The 15,415-nt window shown below is 60.6% G+C and carries 11 protein-coding genes; 5 read left to right on the forward strand and 6 right to left on the reverse strand.

Annotation, left to right across the window (positions count from 1 at the left end):
* Positions 1-101: 101 nt before the first annotated feature.
* A complete protein-coding gene (locus ACP7AJ_RS10315) occupies positions 102-1,430 on the reverse strand; it encodes a T9SS type A sorting domain-containing protein (protein ID WP_426060115.1) in 1,329 nt (442 codons plus the stop codon).
* A 182-nt stretch (positions 1,431-1,612) separates the two neighbouring features.
* Positions 1,613-2,464, reverse strand: a complete 852-nt coding sequence (gene murI, locus ACP7AJ_RS10320; protein WP_426060116.1) for a glutamate racemase — start codon at positions 2,462-2,464, stop codon at positions 1,613-1,615.
* Positions 2,465-2,607: 143 nt separating this feature from the next.
* Between murI and ACP7AJ_RS10325 the strand changes: the two genes are divergently transcribed.
* A complete protein-coding gene (locus ACP7AJ_RS10325; RefSeq protein WP_426060117.1) occupies positions 2,608-2,835 on the forward strand; it encodes a hypothetical protein in 228 nt (75 codons plus the stop codon).
* Positions 2,836-2,893: 58 nt separating this feature from the next.
* Here the strand turns inward: ACP7AJ_RS10325 and ACP7AJ_RS10330 are convergent, their stop codons facing one another.
* Entirely contained in the window at positions 2,894-3,646 is a 753-nt protein-coding gene (locus ACP7AJ_RS10330; protein ID WP_426060118.1) for an arylesterase, read from the reverse strand.
* A gap of 202 nt (positions 3,647-3,848) precedes the next feature.
* Between ACP7AJ_RS10330 and ACP7AJ_RS10335 the strand changes: the two genes are divergently transcribed.
* The 3 genes from ACP7AJ_RS10335 (at position 3,849) to ACP7AJ_RS10345 (ending at position 10,513) form a co-directional block, all read left to right on the forward strand.
* Positions 3,849-4,550 (forward strand): ABC transporter ATP-binding protein, encoded by a 702-nt coding sequence (locus tag ACP7AJ_RS10335; protein ID WP_426060119.1) that lies wholly within the window; start codon positions 3,849-3,851, stop codon positions 4,548-4,550.
* Complete coding sequence (locus ACP7AJ_RS10340; RefSeq protein ID WP_426060120.1) at positions 4,531-7,101, forward strand: ABC transporter permease; 2,571 nt, start codon at positions 4,531-4,533, stop codon at positions 7,099-7,101. The genes ACP7AJ_RS10335 and ACP7AJ_RS10340 overlap by 20 nt, the downstream gene beginning before the upstream one ends.
* Before the next feature lie 82 nt (positions 7,102-7,183).
* Complete coding sequence (locus ACP7AJ_RS10345; protein ID WP_426060121.1) at positions 7,184-10,513, forward strand: S41 family peptidase; 3,330 nt, start codon at positions 7,184-7,186, stop codon at positions 10,511-10,513.
* Between the two features lie 195 nt (positions 10,514-10,708).
* Here ACP7AJ_RS10345 and ACP7AJ_RS10350 read toward each other — a convergent pair whose 3' ends face one another.
* Positions 10,709-11,413: an arylesterase gene (locus tag ACP7AJ_RS10350; protein ID WP_426060122.1), complete on the reverse strand. Its 705-nt coding sequence runs from the start codon at positions 11,411-11,413 to the stop codon at positions 10,709-10,711.
* A gap of 266 nt (positions 11,414-11,679) precedes the next feature.
* On the reverse strand, positions 11,680-12,306 hold the full coding sequence (locus ACP7AJ_RS10355) for a hypothetical protein (protein WP_426060123.1): 627 nt from the start codon (positions 12,304-12,306) through the stop codon (positions 11,680-11,682).
* Between the two features lie 173 nt (positions 12,307-12,479).
* On the opposite strand from ACP7AJ_RS10355, the gene ACP7AJ_RS10360 reads away from it, so the two are divergent.
* Positions 12,480-14,399, forward strand: a complete 1,920-nt coding sequence (locus tag ACP7AJ_RS10360) for an ABC-F family ATP-binding cassette domain-containing protein (protein WP_426060124.1) — start codon at positions 12,480-12,482, stop codon at positions 14,397-14,399.
* A 152-nt stretch (positions 14,400-14,551) separates the two neighbouring features.
* Here ACP7AJ_RS10360 and ACP7AJ_RS10365 read toward each other — a convergent pair whose 3' ends face one another.
* A complete protein-coding gene (locus tag ACP7AJ_RS10365; RefSeq protein ID WP_426060125.1) occupies positions 14,552-15,337 on the reverse strand; it encodes a class I SAM-dependent methyltransferase in 786 nt (261 codons plus the stop codon).
* Between the last annotated feature and the right edge of the window lie 78 nt (positions 15,338-15,415).

Genomic DNA, 15,415 nt, shown 5'->3' on the forward strand with positions numbered 1-15,415 from the left:
GACGAGACACTCACAACAAAAAAGGCCTCTGCAACTGCAGAGGCCTTTTTTTGGTAACTCAGACTTTGAAACTGACCACAGGCGGTCATGCTTTCATGCAATTAGTTTTTCTGCACGCGACGCACAGCGCTAACTGAACCCTGCTGTACTTCGAGCATATACACGCCTGCAGCGAGGCTGGTGGGCAAACGTAGCTGCTGGTCGGCAGCCAGGGGCGCGGGAACCAGCACTACACGGCCGGTGAGGTCGCGCAGGGCAACCGTAGCAGCACCAGTCTTAGGCAACGAAACGGTGATGCGGTCAGTGGCTGGATTGGGTGCTACCGTAAGGCCGGGCATGGCTTGGCTGGCCAGGGTAGCCGAAGCAATCACTACTGGGGCAAACGCTACCCCCCTGAAGGCGGTATTTGCGGTCGCAGTAGCAATGGGGGATGGCAGGGCCGTGGTGCTGGGAGCTGCGTTGTAGCCGGCATTGTCGCTGAATACATACAAGCCACTACTACCGCTTGCTATTAACGACACCGTAGTACCTGTTGTTTGGCCATTCACCCCGCGCAAAGCTGCACCGTTTGCGGTGGCAGTAGCGCCGGTGATGACACCGTTTAAGGTCCAGGTACCGTTCACCAAGCTCCATTTCTGAATGCCGCCATCCACAGATGTTCGTTCATCGGCTACATATACTACGTCAACGCCGGCCACCGTGGTGCTCAGGTCTGCGAAGTAGAAGGCAAAAGGGCTCTGAGAAGGGGCACTGGCGGTAGTGGGGAAGCCGGGCAGAGAGATAATGGTCTGGGAGGCAGTAGTGGGCAAACCAGTTCCGACCTGGGAAACACCCAAAAAGGCACCCGAAGCCGACGAAACGTACAGATTACCGCCATAAATACCCACCGCCCGGTTGTTAGTCGGGGCAGTCGTGTTCAGGGCAACGGTTGCCGTAGCACCCGTATTGGCAAAAGGTACATAGCGCACGCCAGAGTTGGAGCCAATGGCATAAAAGCTCGAACCGTCGACCGTAGCAGCCGAGCGAATGTTACCACCACTGAACCCGTCATTGAGTCGGGTGCTGGTGTCCACGGTACCATTGGCGGCCACGCGGCCAATTACGCGGTTATTCGTTGCAGAGGTAGTGGCTGCTAAGGTAGCGGTGCCCACCACCGCATCGTAGCCGGTCAGCACCAAGTAGGCTCCGTTAACGGAGCGTGTCAGCACTGCATCTGAGGTAGAGGTACCAGTATTGGTCAGGATGCTGTTGGTACCTGCCGCGGCCGTGGGCAACGGGATGGTCTGCACCAGCACGCCCGCTGGCGTGTATTCAAGTAGGAACGTAGCAGTAGCCGCATTGCTGAGCGAAGCGGTGCCGTCGCCTACGCGCACTACCACCACATTGCCCGGAGTGAACGGAGCTGCCGAAGCCACGGCTGGAGACAGCATAAGTAGAGCAGCCAAACCTGACCGTAATCGCGTTGAGAAAAGGTGTTTCATCAGAAAAAGTAAAAGTGGAAAATGAAAGCTATAAAATGGTGAAATCCTGGTAGAGCGAATTTCAAAGATAGAGTCATTGGTTGAGCTTAGAAGCTTATGTGCTCACCACTCTCAAAAAAGCTACCCGCGACCTACTCCCAGAGCGGATAATGCTCCAAATGCACTTCCTGCTCGAAAAATATCCGGGTGCTTTCCTCAAACGACCGGGTAAAATCTGACACGTAGAAATGGTGGGCCGGCGGCGTGGCCGTGGCCGGGGCCAGCAGGCCGTGCGCGGCCAGATAGGCTTCAGCATCGGCTGCCACCACGTCGGAGGCGTCGAGCACGTCAACGCGGCCGGCGTAGTAGCGCGCTATCTGGTCTTTGATAAGCGGGTAATGGGTACAGGCCAGCACCAGCGCCTCAATGTCGGCCAGGGCGGCGTGGCTCAGGTAGGTGGCGATGATATCGTCGCTGATGGAATTCTGAAAGAAGCCCTCTTCTATCATGGGCACCAGCAGCGGGGTGGCCAGCGAGTGCAGGTCTACGTCGGCATCCAGCTCGTCGACCTTCTTTTTGTAGACGTTGGAGTTCACGGTTTGCTTGGTGCCGATGAGGCCCACGCGGCGGCCGGGGTACGCTTGGCCGAGGTGCGCCACGATGGGGTCGATAACGTTCAGCACCCGCGCTTTGGAACCCACGTATTCTCGCACCAGTTCGTAGGCCGCCGCCGATGCCGAGTTGCAGGCAATCATGATGAGCTTGCAGTGCTGGCGCAGCAGCAAGTCGCAGATTTTGACGGAGTATGCCTGGATGGCGGCCGCGCTTTTGTCGCCGTAGGGCAGGTGCGCGGTATCTCCGAAATACACTATCCGCTCATGGGGCAGGCGCCGGGCCACAGCCCGCGCCACCGTAAGTCCGCCAATGCCAGAGTCAAACATGCCAATCGGCCGGTTGGCCAAGGCCGCAGCCGAAACGGCGGGTGCAGAAGCAACAGTAGTCATGCGGCAAAGGTAGGCGAGCCCGATGGTTGCCTTACCAGTTGCCGCTGAGTCCCCCGTATTAGAGTGCAACTTTTTCGGGAGCGAGCTTTCCGATTTCTCAAAAAGCTCCTATATTTCGTGCCTATTCCGGATATCTATTTCTTATGAGCATCATCCTGGCCGAAATTGACCACGCCCTGGCCGACCACAATGGTCGCCTGGGCCGCCCGGTGGCCATCTACCTCGGCGAGCGCAAGTTTACCCAGCTTACCCTTGACGCCGCCCGCGCGGCCCTACCCGACCTCAGCACTGCATCCGGACGCCCCCTCTCCTATCGTAACCTGGAGTTGTTGCGCGATGAGATAGACGTGAACGGCCTGCGTGTGATTTGATAATCAGTACACTGAGTCAAGAATTACGGGTTAGTGCAGCGGCAACCGAAAACGCCTCTCACCCTTCTTGCATAATCAACGCTGCACTGTCGGCCGCTTGCTGAGCACTGGCTTGCGCTTCGAGCAGTGGCTGCAGCACGGTCCACACAGTGCGAGCCAGGATGCGATGGCCCGCTGGTGTGGGGTGGATGCCATCGGGCTGGTTGAGGCGGCGGTTTCCACCCACGCCTTCTAGGAGAAATGGGATTAGCACCAGCTCGTTCTTATCGGCAATTTCCCGATAAATCGCCTTAAAGTCAGCCGCATAAGAAGGGCCCAGGTTGGGGGGAATCTGCATACCAGCCAGCACAATTTGAGTGTTGGGGCTGCGGCGGCGCACTGTGTCGATGATGGCTTGCAGGTTGCGGCGGGTGTCGGTGAGCGGCAGGCCGCGCAGGCCGTCGTTGCCGCCCAGCTCCAGCACAAATACATCTACGGGCTGGCGCAGCACCCAGCCCACACGGCTGCGCCCCCCGGCGGTGGTTTCGCCGCTCAGCCCGGCGTTGATGACTTCATAACCGAGGCCCAGAGAGTCAATTTTTTTGCCGACCAACGCGGGAAAGGCTTCTTCGGGCTCGACGCCGTAGCCCGCCGTAAGGCTATTGCCAAAAAATAACACACTTTTCCCGGTCGTGCTGCGTTGCTGCAAGCCTGGGCCTTTGGCAGTTGGAGACTTAGACTGTGCGGTGGTAGCGTCGGTGGAAGAGTTGGAGTTGCAGGCGCCAAGAGCGAAGGCAAACAGCAGGGCAAAGGACAAGCGAACGAAAGTCATGGAGAGCATTTTGGGCACAAAGCCGGAAAAGCGGAAAACATAGCGCCGGTTTTGGCGTCTTCTGTACTCGTAACGAACGACAAGCGGCCCGGTTGCGTGCCCGCCCTACCCCGATTCCGTTGCCGAGCAGCTGCAATGGGCCCGAGCACCTCGCGCGTCCGGCTGTTGCCCAGCGACCACATTCTCGATTTTTATCTATTGCATGAGCATTCTCCGAGTCGATAACCTCACTAAGACGTACGCCAGTGCCGGCCACGAACTCACGGTATTGAACGCCGTGAGCTTCGAGCTGAAGGCGGGCGACACCTTTGCCATTGTAGGCCCATCGGGCTCGGGCAAAACCACGCTGCTGGGCTTGTGCGCTGGCCTCGACCGTGCTACCTCGGGCAGCGTGTGGGTCAATGGCATCCAGCTCGACAACCTGAGCGAAGACCAGCGCGCCGCCGTGCGCAACCAGCACGTGGGCTTCATTTTCCAGAACTTTCAGCTTCTGCCCACCCTTACGGCCCTCGAAAACGTGCTGGTGCCCCTCGAGCTGCGGGGCCAGCGCGGGGCGTCCAAAACTGCCCTGGCCTTGCTCGACCGCGTGGGCCTAGCCAGTCGGGCCCAGCACTACCCGGCCCAGCTCTCGGGCGGTGAGCAGCAGCGCGTGTCCCTGGCCCGCGCCTTTGCCAACCGCCCCGCCCTGCTCTTCGCCGACGAGCCCACCGGCAACCTCGACCCCGACACCAGCGAGCGGGTCGTGAACCTGCTGTTTGAGCTGAACCGCGAAGCCGGCACTACCCTGGTGCTCGTCACGCACGACCTGGAGCTGGCGGCCCGCACCCAGCGCACCCTGCGCTTGCGTGGCGGTGCCGTGCTGGCCGATTCTGTAAACTCGACTTATGCCCAGCCCAGTGCTTAAGCCCCGACCCACTGCCCGGCCGGGCCTGGGCTGGCTGCTGCGCATGGCCTGGCGCGACAGCCGCCGCAGTCGGGCACGCTTGCTGCTGTTCATGGCCAGCATCATCCTGGGCATTGCGGCCCTGGTGGGCATTCGGTCGTTTGGCGATAACCTTGCGCTGAGCGTGAACGAGCAGGCGCGGGAGTTGGTCGGGGCCGACCTGGTGCTCTCGTCCAGCGGCCGGCGGTTTCCCCAGAGCCTTCAGCCTGCTCTCGACAGCTTAGGTGCGGCCCGCACGCAGGAAACAGCTTTTGCCTCGCTGGTAGAGTTTCGCCCCGGCCGCGGGGTGCGCTTGGTGCAGGTGCGCGCCCGCGACGGCGGCTTCTTCTACGGCGACTGGAAAACCGAGCCCCAGACGGCTGCTCAACGCTTTTCGCAGCCGGGGGCCGCGCCCGGCGCCTTGGTCGACGATGTGCTGCTGGCCCAGTTCAACGCTAAAATTGGCGACTCGGTGCAGATTGGCAAGGTCACGCTGCCCATCATCGGCCGGGTGCTGAAAACGCCGGGCCAAACCGGCATCAGCACGGCGGTGGCGCCCACGGTGTTTATTCCGGAGTCGCTGGTTAAAGCCACGGCCCTGGTGCAGCAGGGTAGCCGGGTGCAGTACCGGCGCTCGTTCCAGTTTGCCCCCGGGGCCGACGTGGAGGCGGCCATAAAACCCCTGCAAGCCCGTTTAGACAAGGCCGACATTGACACCGATACCGTAGCCAGCCGCCAGAAACAGATTGGCCGCTCCTTCGCCGACCTCACCCGCTACCTAAGCCTGGTGGCCTTTGTGGCCCTGCTGCTGGGCTGCGTGGGCGTGGCCAGCGCCGTCAACTTGTACGTGCGCGAAAAGCTGGCCGCCGTGGCCGTGCTGCGCTGCCTGGGCGCCAGCGGGCGCCAGGCCCTACTCATTTATTTGGTGCAGACCACCGGCTTGGGATTGGTGGGCGCGGTGCTGGGCGCCGCGCTGGGAGCGGCCGTGCAGGGCCTGCTGCCGCGGGTGCTGGACGATTTTCTTCCGGTGGCCATCACTGTAAGCGTATCGTGGCCGGCGGTGCTCACGGGCCTGGCCACCGGCCTGCTGATGGCGGTGCTCTTTGCACTGCTGCCGCTCCTGAGCATCCGGCGCGTGTCGCCGCTGCGGGTGCTGCGCGTGGCCTTCGAAGACGATACCGCCACGCCCGACCCCGTGCGTGGGGTGGTTATGGTCATTATTGGGGTTTTCATTTTAGGCTTTGCCTACTCGCAAACCCGCGACTGGAAGCTTACTCTGGGCTTTGGGGCGGGCCTGCTGGCGGCCTTTGCTGCCCTGGCCGGCGTGGGCCGTCTGCTCATGGCGCTGGTGCGCCGCTTCTTCCCAGTTGGTTGGGGCTACGTATGGCGCCAGGGCTTGGCCAACTTATACCGACCGCAAAACCAGACGCTCACCTTGGTCACCTCCATTGGCCTGGGCACGTTTCTGCTGGCTACCCTCTTTCTCTCGCAAGCGCTGCTGCTGGGCCGGGTGCAACTCGCCTCCAAGGAATCGCAAGCCAACCTGGTGCTCTTCGACATCCAGCCCGAGCAGCAAGCCGGCGTAGAAGAGCTGCTTCGGACACAGCGGCTGCCCGTGTTGCAGCGCGTGCCCATCGTCACGATGCGGCTGACGTCCATCAACGGCCGCAGGACTTCGGAGATTAAGAAAGACACCGTCGACGGCGTGCCGCCGTGGGTGCTCACCCGCGAATATCGCGTCACCTACCGCGACTCCCTAAACTCCTCGGAAAAGCTGCTAGCTGGCAGCATTCCTACCCTGGATGCCAATGGCACCCCGCTCATTTCCGTGGAAGGCAGCTACCTGGAGCGCGCCAAGCTGAAGCTGGGCGACACCCTCGATTTCAACGTGCAGGGCGCGCCGCTGCGCACCATAGTGGGCGGCACCCGCGAAGTCGACCGCAGCCAGGTGCAGCCCAGTTTTCTGGTGGTGTTTCCGGCCGGGGTCTTGGAAAATGCGCCGCAGTTTCATGTGCTGCTCACGCATACCGAAGGCACCGCTTCCCTCGCAGCCGTGCAGCAGGCGCTGGTACGCGAGTTTCCCAACGTGTCTGCCATCGACTTGGGCCTGATTTTACAAACCTTGGAAGATATTCTGGGCAAAATCTCCTTTGTGGTGCGCTTCATGGCAGGTTTCAGCATTCTTACCGGGCTGTTGGTACTCAGCAGCTCAGTGGTTATCAGCCGCTACCAACGGGTGCGCGAAAGCGTGCTGCTGCGCACGCTGGGCGCCAGCCGCCGCGACATTCTCGGCATTACGCTGGTTGAGTATGGCCTGTTGGGCTTGCTGGCCGCGTTGGCGGGCATTGGCCTGGCGGTGCTGGCGGCCTGGGCCCTGGCCGTGTTCGTATTTGAGGTTGGCTTCGGGCCAGCGGCCCTGCCCCTGCTGGGGTTGGCGGCACTGGTGACGGCCCTCACGGCCGGCATCGGCCTGCTCAACAGCCGCGATGTGCTGCGCCGCTCGCCGCTGGAGGTGCTGCGGGGAGAAGGATAAGCACGCTGGGCCCACGGTGAGGCACTAAGAACTGGGCTGGCCAGGGTTAGCATTCTCGGCTTTTAAGCTGTTAATTCGCTTCATGTCCCAATCCTACTTTTTGCTGGCATTGGCCGCGCTTGTGAGCAGCCCCGCGCTGGCCCAGACTGCCCCCACCGAAACCCTGCTACTGCGCGAACCGGCCCTGAGCCGCGACAAGCTGGCCTTCAGCTACGCCGGCGACATCTGGACGGCCAACCGCGACGGCTCCAACCCGCAGCGCCTCACCGTGGGGCCGGGCGTGGAAACCAGCCCCCACTTCTCGCCCGATGGCCAGTGGATAGCCTTCACGGGCGACTACGACCGCAACCCCGACGTGTACGTGGTGGCTGTGAGTGGCGGGCAGCCGCGTCGCCTCACCTGGCACCCTTCGGCCGATGTGGTGCGCGACTGGACACCCGACGGCAAAAGCATCCTTTTCAGCAGCTCACAGGAAGCCTACGCCCGTTCGCTGCAGCTGTTTACGGTGCCTGCCGCAGGCGGCTTGCCCACCCGCCTGCCCCTGCTGATGGGCGAAAAAGGCAGCTACTCGCCCGATGGCAAAACCCTGGCCCACACGCACCTCACCGACGCCACCGGCACCTGGAAGCACTACCGCGGCGGCCGCACCGGCCCCATCTGGCTCACCAACCTGCAAACCCTGGCCACCGAGGAAATTCCGCACGAAAACGCCACCGACACCAGCCCGCGCTGGCTGAGCGGCAAGGTGTACTTCCTGAGCGACCGGCAGCGTGCCAACAACGTGTTTGTGTACGACCCCGCCACAAAAAAAGTGGAGCAGCTGACCCGCCACGCCGACTTCGACGTAAAAGCCTTGCACGGTTACGGCGACGAGCTGGTGTACGAGCAGGCCGGGCGGCTGCACGTTTTCAATACCGCTTCGGGCAAAGGCACCGCGCTGAGAATCAGCATCACGCCCGAAGTGCTGGCTTTGCGGCCGCAGTACCGCAACGTGAGCAGCATGGTCCGCACGGCGGCTATTTCGCCCACTGGCATGCGTGCCGTGGTAGAGGCCCGGGGCGATATTTTCACGGTGCCCGCCAAAAAGGGCGAAAGCCGCAACCTGACCCATTCGGATGCCTCGCACGAGCGGTACCCTGCCTGGTCGCCCGACGGCACGCGCATTGCCTACCTCTCCGATGCCTCGGGCGAGTACCAGCTGATGGTGCAGGACCAGCGCGGCACCAAGCCCGCCCAAGCCTACTCGCTGGGGGTGCCGTCGTTTTACTTCCACCCGCTGTGGTCGCCAGACAGCAAGAAAATTGCCTACACCGATAAGCGACTGAATTTGTGGTACCTGAACCTGGCCACCAAGAAGTCGGTGCAGGTGGCCACCGATGCCTTTGGCCCCGTGCGGGGCGAGCCGGTGATGGACCCGGCGTGGTCGCCAGATGCCCAGTGGCTGGCGTATTCGGTGCTGATGCCCAACCACCTGCGGTCGGTGTACGTGTACCACCTGCCCACCGGGCGGCGCGTGGCCGTGAGCGACGGCCGCAGCGACGCCACCGCCCCTGCCTTCAGCCGCGACGGCAAGCACCTCTTCTTCACGGCCAGTACCGATGTGGGCTTGCGCACCCACTGGCTCGACATGACGTCGTACGACCGGGTGAGCAAGCGCACGCTCTACGTGGCGGTGCTCAACAAGCAGGATGACTCGCCCTTCGCCCCGCAGAGCGACGAAGAAAAAGACGCCGCCACCCGGCCCGACTCCGTGGCAGTGGGCAAACCCGTGGGCAATCGCACCGCGCCCAAAGTGGCCGTTAAGGACCTCAAAGCGCCCAAGCCCACCGGCGTGAAAGTGGTTATCGACGCCGAGGGACTGAGCCAGCGCATTCTGGTGGTGCCCGGCTCGGCGGTGGGCAGCCTGAGCAGCCTGGAAGTGGCCGATGCCGGCAAGCTCTTCTACCTCGAAGCGCAACCGGCCACGGCCCCCGCCGGCCCCACGGCCACACCCCCCGAACCCACCCAGCGCCTGCACCGCTTCGACCTGAAGGAGCGCAAAGACGAGGTGTTCCTGGCCGAGGTGACCGGCTACGCCCTCAGCGCCGATGGCAAGAAGCTACTCTACATGGCCCCCAAAAACGCCTACGGCATCGTAGAAGCCGGCGGCAAGCCCACTGCCACCGACGGCAAGCTGGCCCTCACGGCCCTGGACTCCTACATCGACCCGCGCCACGAGTGGGAACAGATGTTCAACGAGGTGTACCGCCTCGAGCGCGACTACTTCTACGACGCCAACATGCACGGCCTGGACTGGCCCGCCACCCGGAAAAAGTACGCCGCCTTCCTGCCCCACGTGGCGCACCGGGCCGACCTCGACTATTTGTTTGCGGAAATGATGGGTGAAATGGTGGTGGGCCACAACTACGTGCGTCCAGGCGACATGCCCGCCCTCACGCCCAACCCAGTGGGCCTGCTCGGGGCCGATTACGAGGTGGCGAACGACCACTACCGCTTCAAGCGCGTGTTCAACGGCGAGAGCTTCAACCCCGGCATGCGGGCGCCCCTCACCGGCCCCGGCGTGAACGTGCGCCCCGGCGACTACCTGCTGGCCGTGAACAACCGCCCCCTGAAGGCCTCCGACAACGTGTACAGCTTTTTCGAGAACACCGTCGACAAGCAGCTCACCCTCACCGTGAACGACAAGCCCACCCTGCGCGGTGCCCGCGAAGTAACGGTGGTGCCCGTGGCCAGCGAGGCCACCCTGCGCCGCATAGCCTGGGTAGAAGACAACCGCCGCAAAGTAGACGAGCTGACCGGCGGCCGCGTGGCCTACGTGTACCTGCCCAACACCAGCGCCGAGGGCTACGAGTTTTTCAACCGCTACTACTTCAGCCAGCTCGACAAGGAAGCCGTGATTATCGACGAGCGGTTCAACGGCGGCGGCTTCGTGGCCGACTACATCCTCGACCTACTTAACCGCCCGCTGCTCAGCTACTGGGCCCCGCGCGAAGGCAAAGCCTTTACCTCGCCGGGCGCGTCCATCTACGGGCCCAAGGTGATGCTGGTGAACGAGTTTGCGGGCTCGGGCGGCGACGCGCTGCCGGCCTTTTTCCGGCGGCGCGGGCTGGGCACCATCGTGGGCAAGCGCACGTGGGGCGGCCTGGTAGGCATTTCGGGCTACCCGACACTCATCGACGGCGGCAGCATCACCTCGCCCAGCTTTGCCATCTACAGTCCCGAGGGGAAGTGGGAAATTGAAAACGAAGGCGTACCACCGGACATCGAAGTCGACGTGCTGCCCAACACCACCCAGAACGGCGCCGACCCCCAGCTGGCCAAAGCAGTGGAGGTTATCATGGCCGACCTGAAAAAGCAGTCGTTTAAGCAACTGCCCATTCCGGTACAACACCCCGAGCGGGCCAAGCAGTAGGCTCACTGCTAAAGCTGTTTTCGACTCGGTATGCGCTTGCCGGTCCGACGCCCTAAGCGTCCGACCGGTTGTTGCCAGAACAATCCTAATCGAGAGTCCTAACAACAACCGGTCGGACGCCTAGGGCGTCGAACCTGTGCATATACTGACCAAAAAGATGCTCTGACGCGGGCTGAACCGGCGAAAGCCAGCCAGCTATAACCGGGAGGTCGGCGTCGGGGCTTCCAGCAACGGCGCCAACTTATTCCACACGGTGCGGGCTACTACGCGGTAGCCCGCTGCCGTGGGATGAATGCCATCGGGCTGGTTCAGCTCGGGCACTCCGCCCACGTTTTCTAGCAGGAACGGAATGAGTACCGCCCGGTTTTTGGTGGCGACTTCGCGAAAAACACCTTGAAACTCGGTGATGTACCCTTCCCCGAACAAGCCGGGAATCTGCATGCCAGCGATGACAATCTGTGCCTTGGGGTTCTTGCGCTTTACGGCGTCGATGATGCCTTGCAGGTTGCGGCGAATTTCAGCTACTGGAACCATGCGAAATGCGTCGTTGGCCCCGAGCTCCAGCACAAAAACATCCGCTGGCTGGCGTAGCACCGTGCCCACGCGGCGCAGGCCCCCAGCCGTGGTTTCGCCGCTTACCCCGGCGTTGACTACCTGGTACGGCAGGCCCGCGGAGTCCACTTTTTGAGCAATCAGGCTGGGCAGGTTGCTCTTGGCCGCTACACCGAAGCCGGCCGTGAGGCTGTTGCCAAAGAATACGATGCGCTTGATTGGTGTGGAGCTGCCGACACTGGTTCTGGCAGGATACTTTACCGCCGGGCTTTTAGCAGTTTGGCCGGTTGCAGCAAGGCTAGTAACAAAAAACAACAACCAGGCAATAAAGGCTTGAGTAAATTTCATGGAAAGAAGAGGCTTAGGATGTGGAGCGCCCTGCCAGGAAGAATTGGCAAGTGCGTTACCCCGCTTAGCAAAGCGCGGACCAGCCTCATTCGGTTCCAAGCGCTGAAAGCAGGCTTACACCAGCCCTCTGCGGAGGTATTTTTATTGACCTTAAAAAGTGGCCACGAGTTACTTTGCCCTAAACTCGCGCAACGGGATGCTAATCGCGGTGAGCGTTTCGACCACGCAACTGCCTCAACGGGTAGCGTCGGAAGCCACTGGAGAACCTACCGTGTCTTAGGCTTCGCCGCTATAGCTAATTTCTCCTGAATATCTTGTCGCAGCACCCGAATAATATCTTCTTTGGTGACTAGATACTTATTGTCACTCGAATTATCTGTGTATTGATACCAATACCAGTCCTCGGCCAGTACAATAATGTTGCTGGGCAGCTTGCTTATTTTAATGACTTCATTTCCTCCGGTAACGGTACCGGCAAACTGTACAAAGTCGTACTTGCCGTTGGACATAATGAGCTTTCGAGGCTGACGAGTTTCTTTTGATGGAATCGCTGAATGGCCTTCAGAATAAAGAAATCCAACATTTGAATTGTAGGAACAAGCCGCCAGCACCACATATTGGGCTGAATCGAGGCGATATAAACGATTAGCAAATACTTCATCGTAACCCGCCTTCTTCATTTCTTCCACTACGATTGGAGTTATTTCATCTCTACGCAGCCAGTTATAACCGAGACGCTTGCTTTTCAATTTTTGGATTGGCCCAACTACATCACCCTTCATCGAAGTAGGGCCTACATAATAATCATAGTAATTGTGGTTATGAATCGCTGCATTCTGGGCGAATAAGGGCCCTACAAGAAGCATGAGAAATGATAGTAAAACGAATTTCATAATTAGGTGGAGGGAAGTCAACATATTGGGGCTGAAAAGCGAAACTACCCTAAAATCATTCGGGATTCTTTACGAGAATTCAGTGGCGTACCTCTTTTATTCACTGAATAAATTAGAGAGCCCAGTAATGCGACTTTCCAACCCCACCCGCCCCGGCCGTACCTTTGTGGCCTATGAACTTGTTATCCGCCGAGAATATCTCGAAGAACTACGCCGACCGCTGGCTTTTTAAAGACTTGAATTTTGGCCTGCAGCAAGGCCAGCGCGTGGCCTTTGTGGGCATCAACGGCACCGGCAAAACCACGCTCATGCGCGTGCTGGCCGGCCTCGAAATTCCTGACACCGGCTCAGTGAGCGTACGCAAAGGCATCCGCGTAACCTACCTGGGCCAGCAGCCCGTGTTCGACGAAAGCCTGAGCGTGGAAGAAACCATCTTCGCCAGCCAGAACGACACGCTCCGAGCCATTAAGGACTACGAGCACGTGGTGAACGACCCCAACCACAAGTCCGATGACTTGCAGCGGGTGATGGAACTGATGGACACCCTCAACGCCTGGGACTACGAAGCCCAAGTGCAACAGATTCTGGGGCGCCTCGGCATCCTGGGCGAGTTGCTGACGCGCAACGTGAGCCAGCTCTCGGGCGGGCAGCGCAAGCGCGTGGCCCTGGCCCGCGTGCTCATCGAGGAGCCCGACGTGTTGCTGCTTGACGAACCCACCAACCACCTGGACCTGGCCACCATCGAGTGGCTGGAAAACCGATTGTCCTCCCCCACTCTCACGCTGCTGATGGTGACCCACGACCGGTATTTCCTGGACAAAGTGGCCAATGAAATTGTGGAGCTGGACAAAGGCCAGATGTACCGTTACCAGGGCAACTACGCCTACTTCGTGGAGAAGAAAGCCGACCGCGAGATGCGCGAAACCGTGGAAGTGGAGAAGGCCCGCCAGCTCTTCAAAAAAGAGCTTGACTGGATGCGCCGCATGCCCCAGGCCCGCGGCACTAAGCAGAAGGCCCGCATCGACGCCTTCTACGTGACCAAGGAAAAGGCCAGCACCAACCTCAACAAGCAGCAGATTGAGCTGAGCGTGAAAACCACCCGCCAGGGCGGCAAAATCATCGAAGCCGACAGCCTGAACAAAAAATTCGGCGACAACGTGGTGCTGAATGATTTCAGCTACGTCTTTAAAAAGAAGGACCGGATTGGATTGGTGGGACCGAATGGCGCGGGCAAATCCACACTGCTCAACATGCTCACGGGCAAGCTCAAGCCCGATTCCGGCACCATCGACGTGGGCACGAATACCGTATTTGGCTACTACACCCAGACCGAGCTGGAATTCGACCCTTCGCAACGCGTCATTGACATCGTGAAGGAAGTGGCCGAAGTGGTGGAACTGGCCAATGGCGACGTACTCACAGCCAGCCAGTTCCTTAATCTGTTCCTATTTCCGCCGGCCCAGCAGTACACGCTGGTAAACAAGCTGAGCGGGGGCGAAAAGCGCCGCCTGCAGCTGCTGCGCGTGCTCATCAAAAACCCCAACTTTCTGATTCTTGACGAGCCAACCAACGACCTGGACCTGGCCACGCTCAACATTCTGGAAGACTTCCTGCTGCACTTCACCGGCTGCCTGCTCATCGTGAGCCACGACCGGTACTTCCTCGACCATCTCGCCGAGCACCTGTTTGTGCTGGAGCCCGGCGGGGCCGTGCTCAACTTCCCCGGCAACTACACCGACTACCGTGAGTACCTGGAAGAGCGCGAAGCCGAAGCCGCCATCGAAGCCGAAGAAAAGGCTGCCAAAGCTGCCCGCGCTGCCGCAAAAGTGACGGCCGCAGCCCCGGCCGCTCCCGCACCGGCGGCCGCGGCACCGGCTAAGCGCCGCGCCACCTTCGCCGAGAAAAAGGAGTATGAGCAGCTTGAAAAAGCCATGGCCACCCTGGAAACCGAGAAGCAGGAAATTACGGCTAAGCTCAACGGCGGCACCGGCACCCCGCAGGAATTTGCTGCATGGGGCGCCCGCCTGCAAGCTCTCGAAAAAGAGCTGGAGCAGAAAGAGGGACGCTGGCTGGAACTAGCTGAGTTGGTTTAAGCTGCGACTACAAAGCGGATGCACAGCCAAAGCCTGTGCTGCGTCATTCACGGGTCCGTCATGCTGAGCATGGCGGACCCGTGTTCGTTAAGCGGGTGCTGTTTTTCGGAACCGCTGCTTGAATCAAGCAGTCTACCCCGACAAGTCAGCCGCTAAAGGGCCGGATTGTCATGCTTGCGGCCCACAAGAATGTAATGCCGCCCCAGCAGCGAACGAAATCCGAACAGTTGCTGCCGCAACGCGTGCCCCGTGTGGTTGCGCAAGCGCCGTAGGTAGAACCACTGGAAGGGAAACACCAGCAGGGCGAAGGGCAGAAACAGTAAATCTTCGGCGTAAAAAGAAGTGTACACTACTTCCTGCAGCTCTACCCCGTTGCGCTCGAGCAGGCGTTTTAGCTCCTGCTGCTGCACAAACTGCGTTATGGCCTCATCGTGGTTGAAAAGCAGCTTGAAGCGCCTAACCCGGCCCAGAAACAAGTACGACAGCCGGTCGCGCACGGCCAGCACGTTGTCGTTGGTGACCACCAGCACTCCGCCCGGCCGCAGCTGCCGCACGCACGACTCGATGAAGGTGCGCGTATTGCCAAACATCATCACCCCACTGATGGACGTAATCAGGTCAAAAGGCTTGCCACTGTCGGTTAAATCAAATGGTTGGGTGAGGTCGACTTGCTCGTAGCGCAGGCCAGCCACCGCGGGTAGGGTGGGCTTGATGTCGCAGCCCGTAAGGGACGCTGCGGGCCAGTAGCGCCGCAAGGCAGTCAGAAACTCCCCGTCTCCGCAGGAGGTGTCCAGCACCTTGCTGGTTGGCCCCAACCCCGAGCGTTCGAGCACAAGGCGCAACACTTCCCGGTTGACGTTCTTTTGCGTGTTTCCGCGCGGAACATCGCCGTAGTCTGGCTTGGCAAGGACAGGATTAGAGGCGGGAGTAGGAAGCATGCTGGGTTAAAAATGGGGACTGCGCGCAAATTACCCACCGAAAGCAATAGCCCTGCCCGCCGCGTTATTTGCTCCTGA

The sequence above is a fragment of the Hymenobacter sp. B1770 genome (assembly GCF_049896385.1).
Classification (GTDB): Bacteria; Bacteroidota; Bacteroidia; order Cytophagales; family Hymenobacteraceae; genus Hymenobacter.

Bases quoted from the DNA above. Each gene is read 5' to 3' on its own strand.
- ACP7AJ_RS10365 (WP_426060125.1), bottom strand. From the start codon at position 15,337: ATGCTTCCTACTCCCGCCTCTAATCCTGTCCTTGCCAAGCCAGACTAC.
- ACP7AJ_RS10355 (WP_426060123.1), bottom strand. From the start codon at position 12,306: ATGAAATTCGTTTTACTATCATTTCTCATGCTTCTTGTAGGGCCCTTA.
- ACP7AJ_RS10360 (WP_426060124.1), top strand. From the start codon at position 12,480: ATGAACTTGTTATCCGCCGAGAATATCTCGAAGAACTACGCCGACCGC.
- murI (WP_426060116.1), bottom strand. From the start codon at position 2,464: ATGACTACTGTTGCTTCTGCACCCGCCGTTTCGGCTGCGGCCTTGGCC.
- ACP7AJ_RS10335 (WP_426060119.1), top strand. From the start codon at position 3,849: ATGAGCATTCTCCGAGTCGATAACCTCACTAAGACGTACGCCAGTGCC.
- ACP7AJ_RS10350 (WP_426060122.1), bottom strand. From the start codon at position 11,413: ATGAAATTTACTCAAGCCTTTATTGCCTGGTTGTTGTTTTTTGTTACT.
- ACP7AJ_RS10340 (WP_426060120.1), top strand. From the start codon at position 4,531: ATGCCCAGCCCAGTGCTTAAGCCCCGACCCACTGCCCGGCCGGGCCTG.
- ACP7AJ_RS10315 (WP_426060115.1), bottom strand. From the start codon at position 1,430: ATGCTGTCTCCAGCCGTGGCTTCGGCAGCTCCGTTCACTCCGGGCAAT.
- ACP7AJ_RS10345 (WP_426060121.1), top strand. From the start codon at position 7,184: ATGTCCCAATCCTACTTTTTGCTGGCATTGGCCGCGCTTGTGAGCAGC.
- ACP7AJ_RS10325 (WP_426060117.1), top strand. From the start codon at position 2,608: ATGAGCATCATCCTGGCCGAAATTGACCACGCCCTGGCCGACCACAAT.
- ACP7AJ_RS10330 (WP_426060118.1), bottom strand. From the start codon at position 3,646: ATGACTTTCGTTCGCTTGTCCTTTGCCCTGCTGTTTGCCTTCGCTCTT.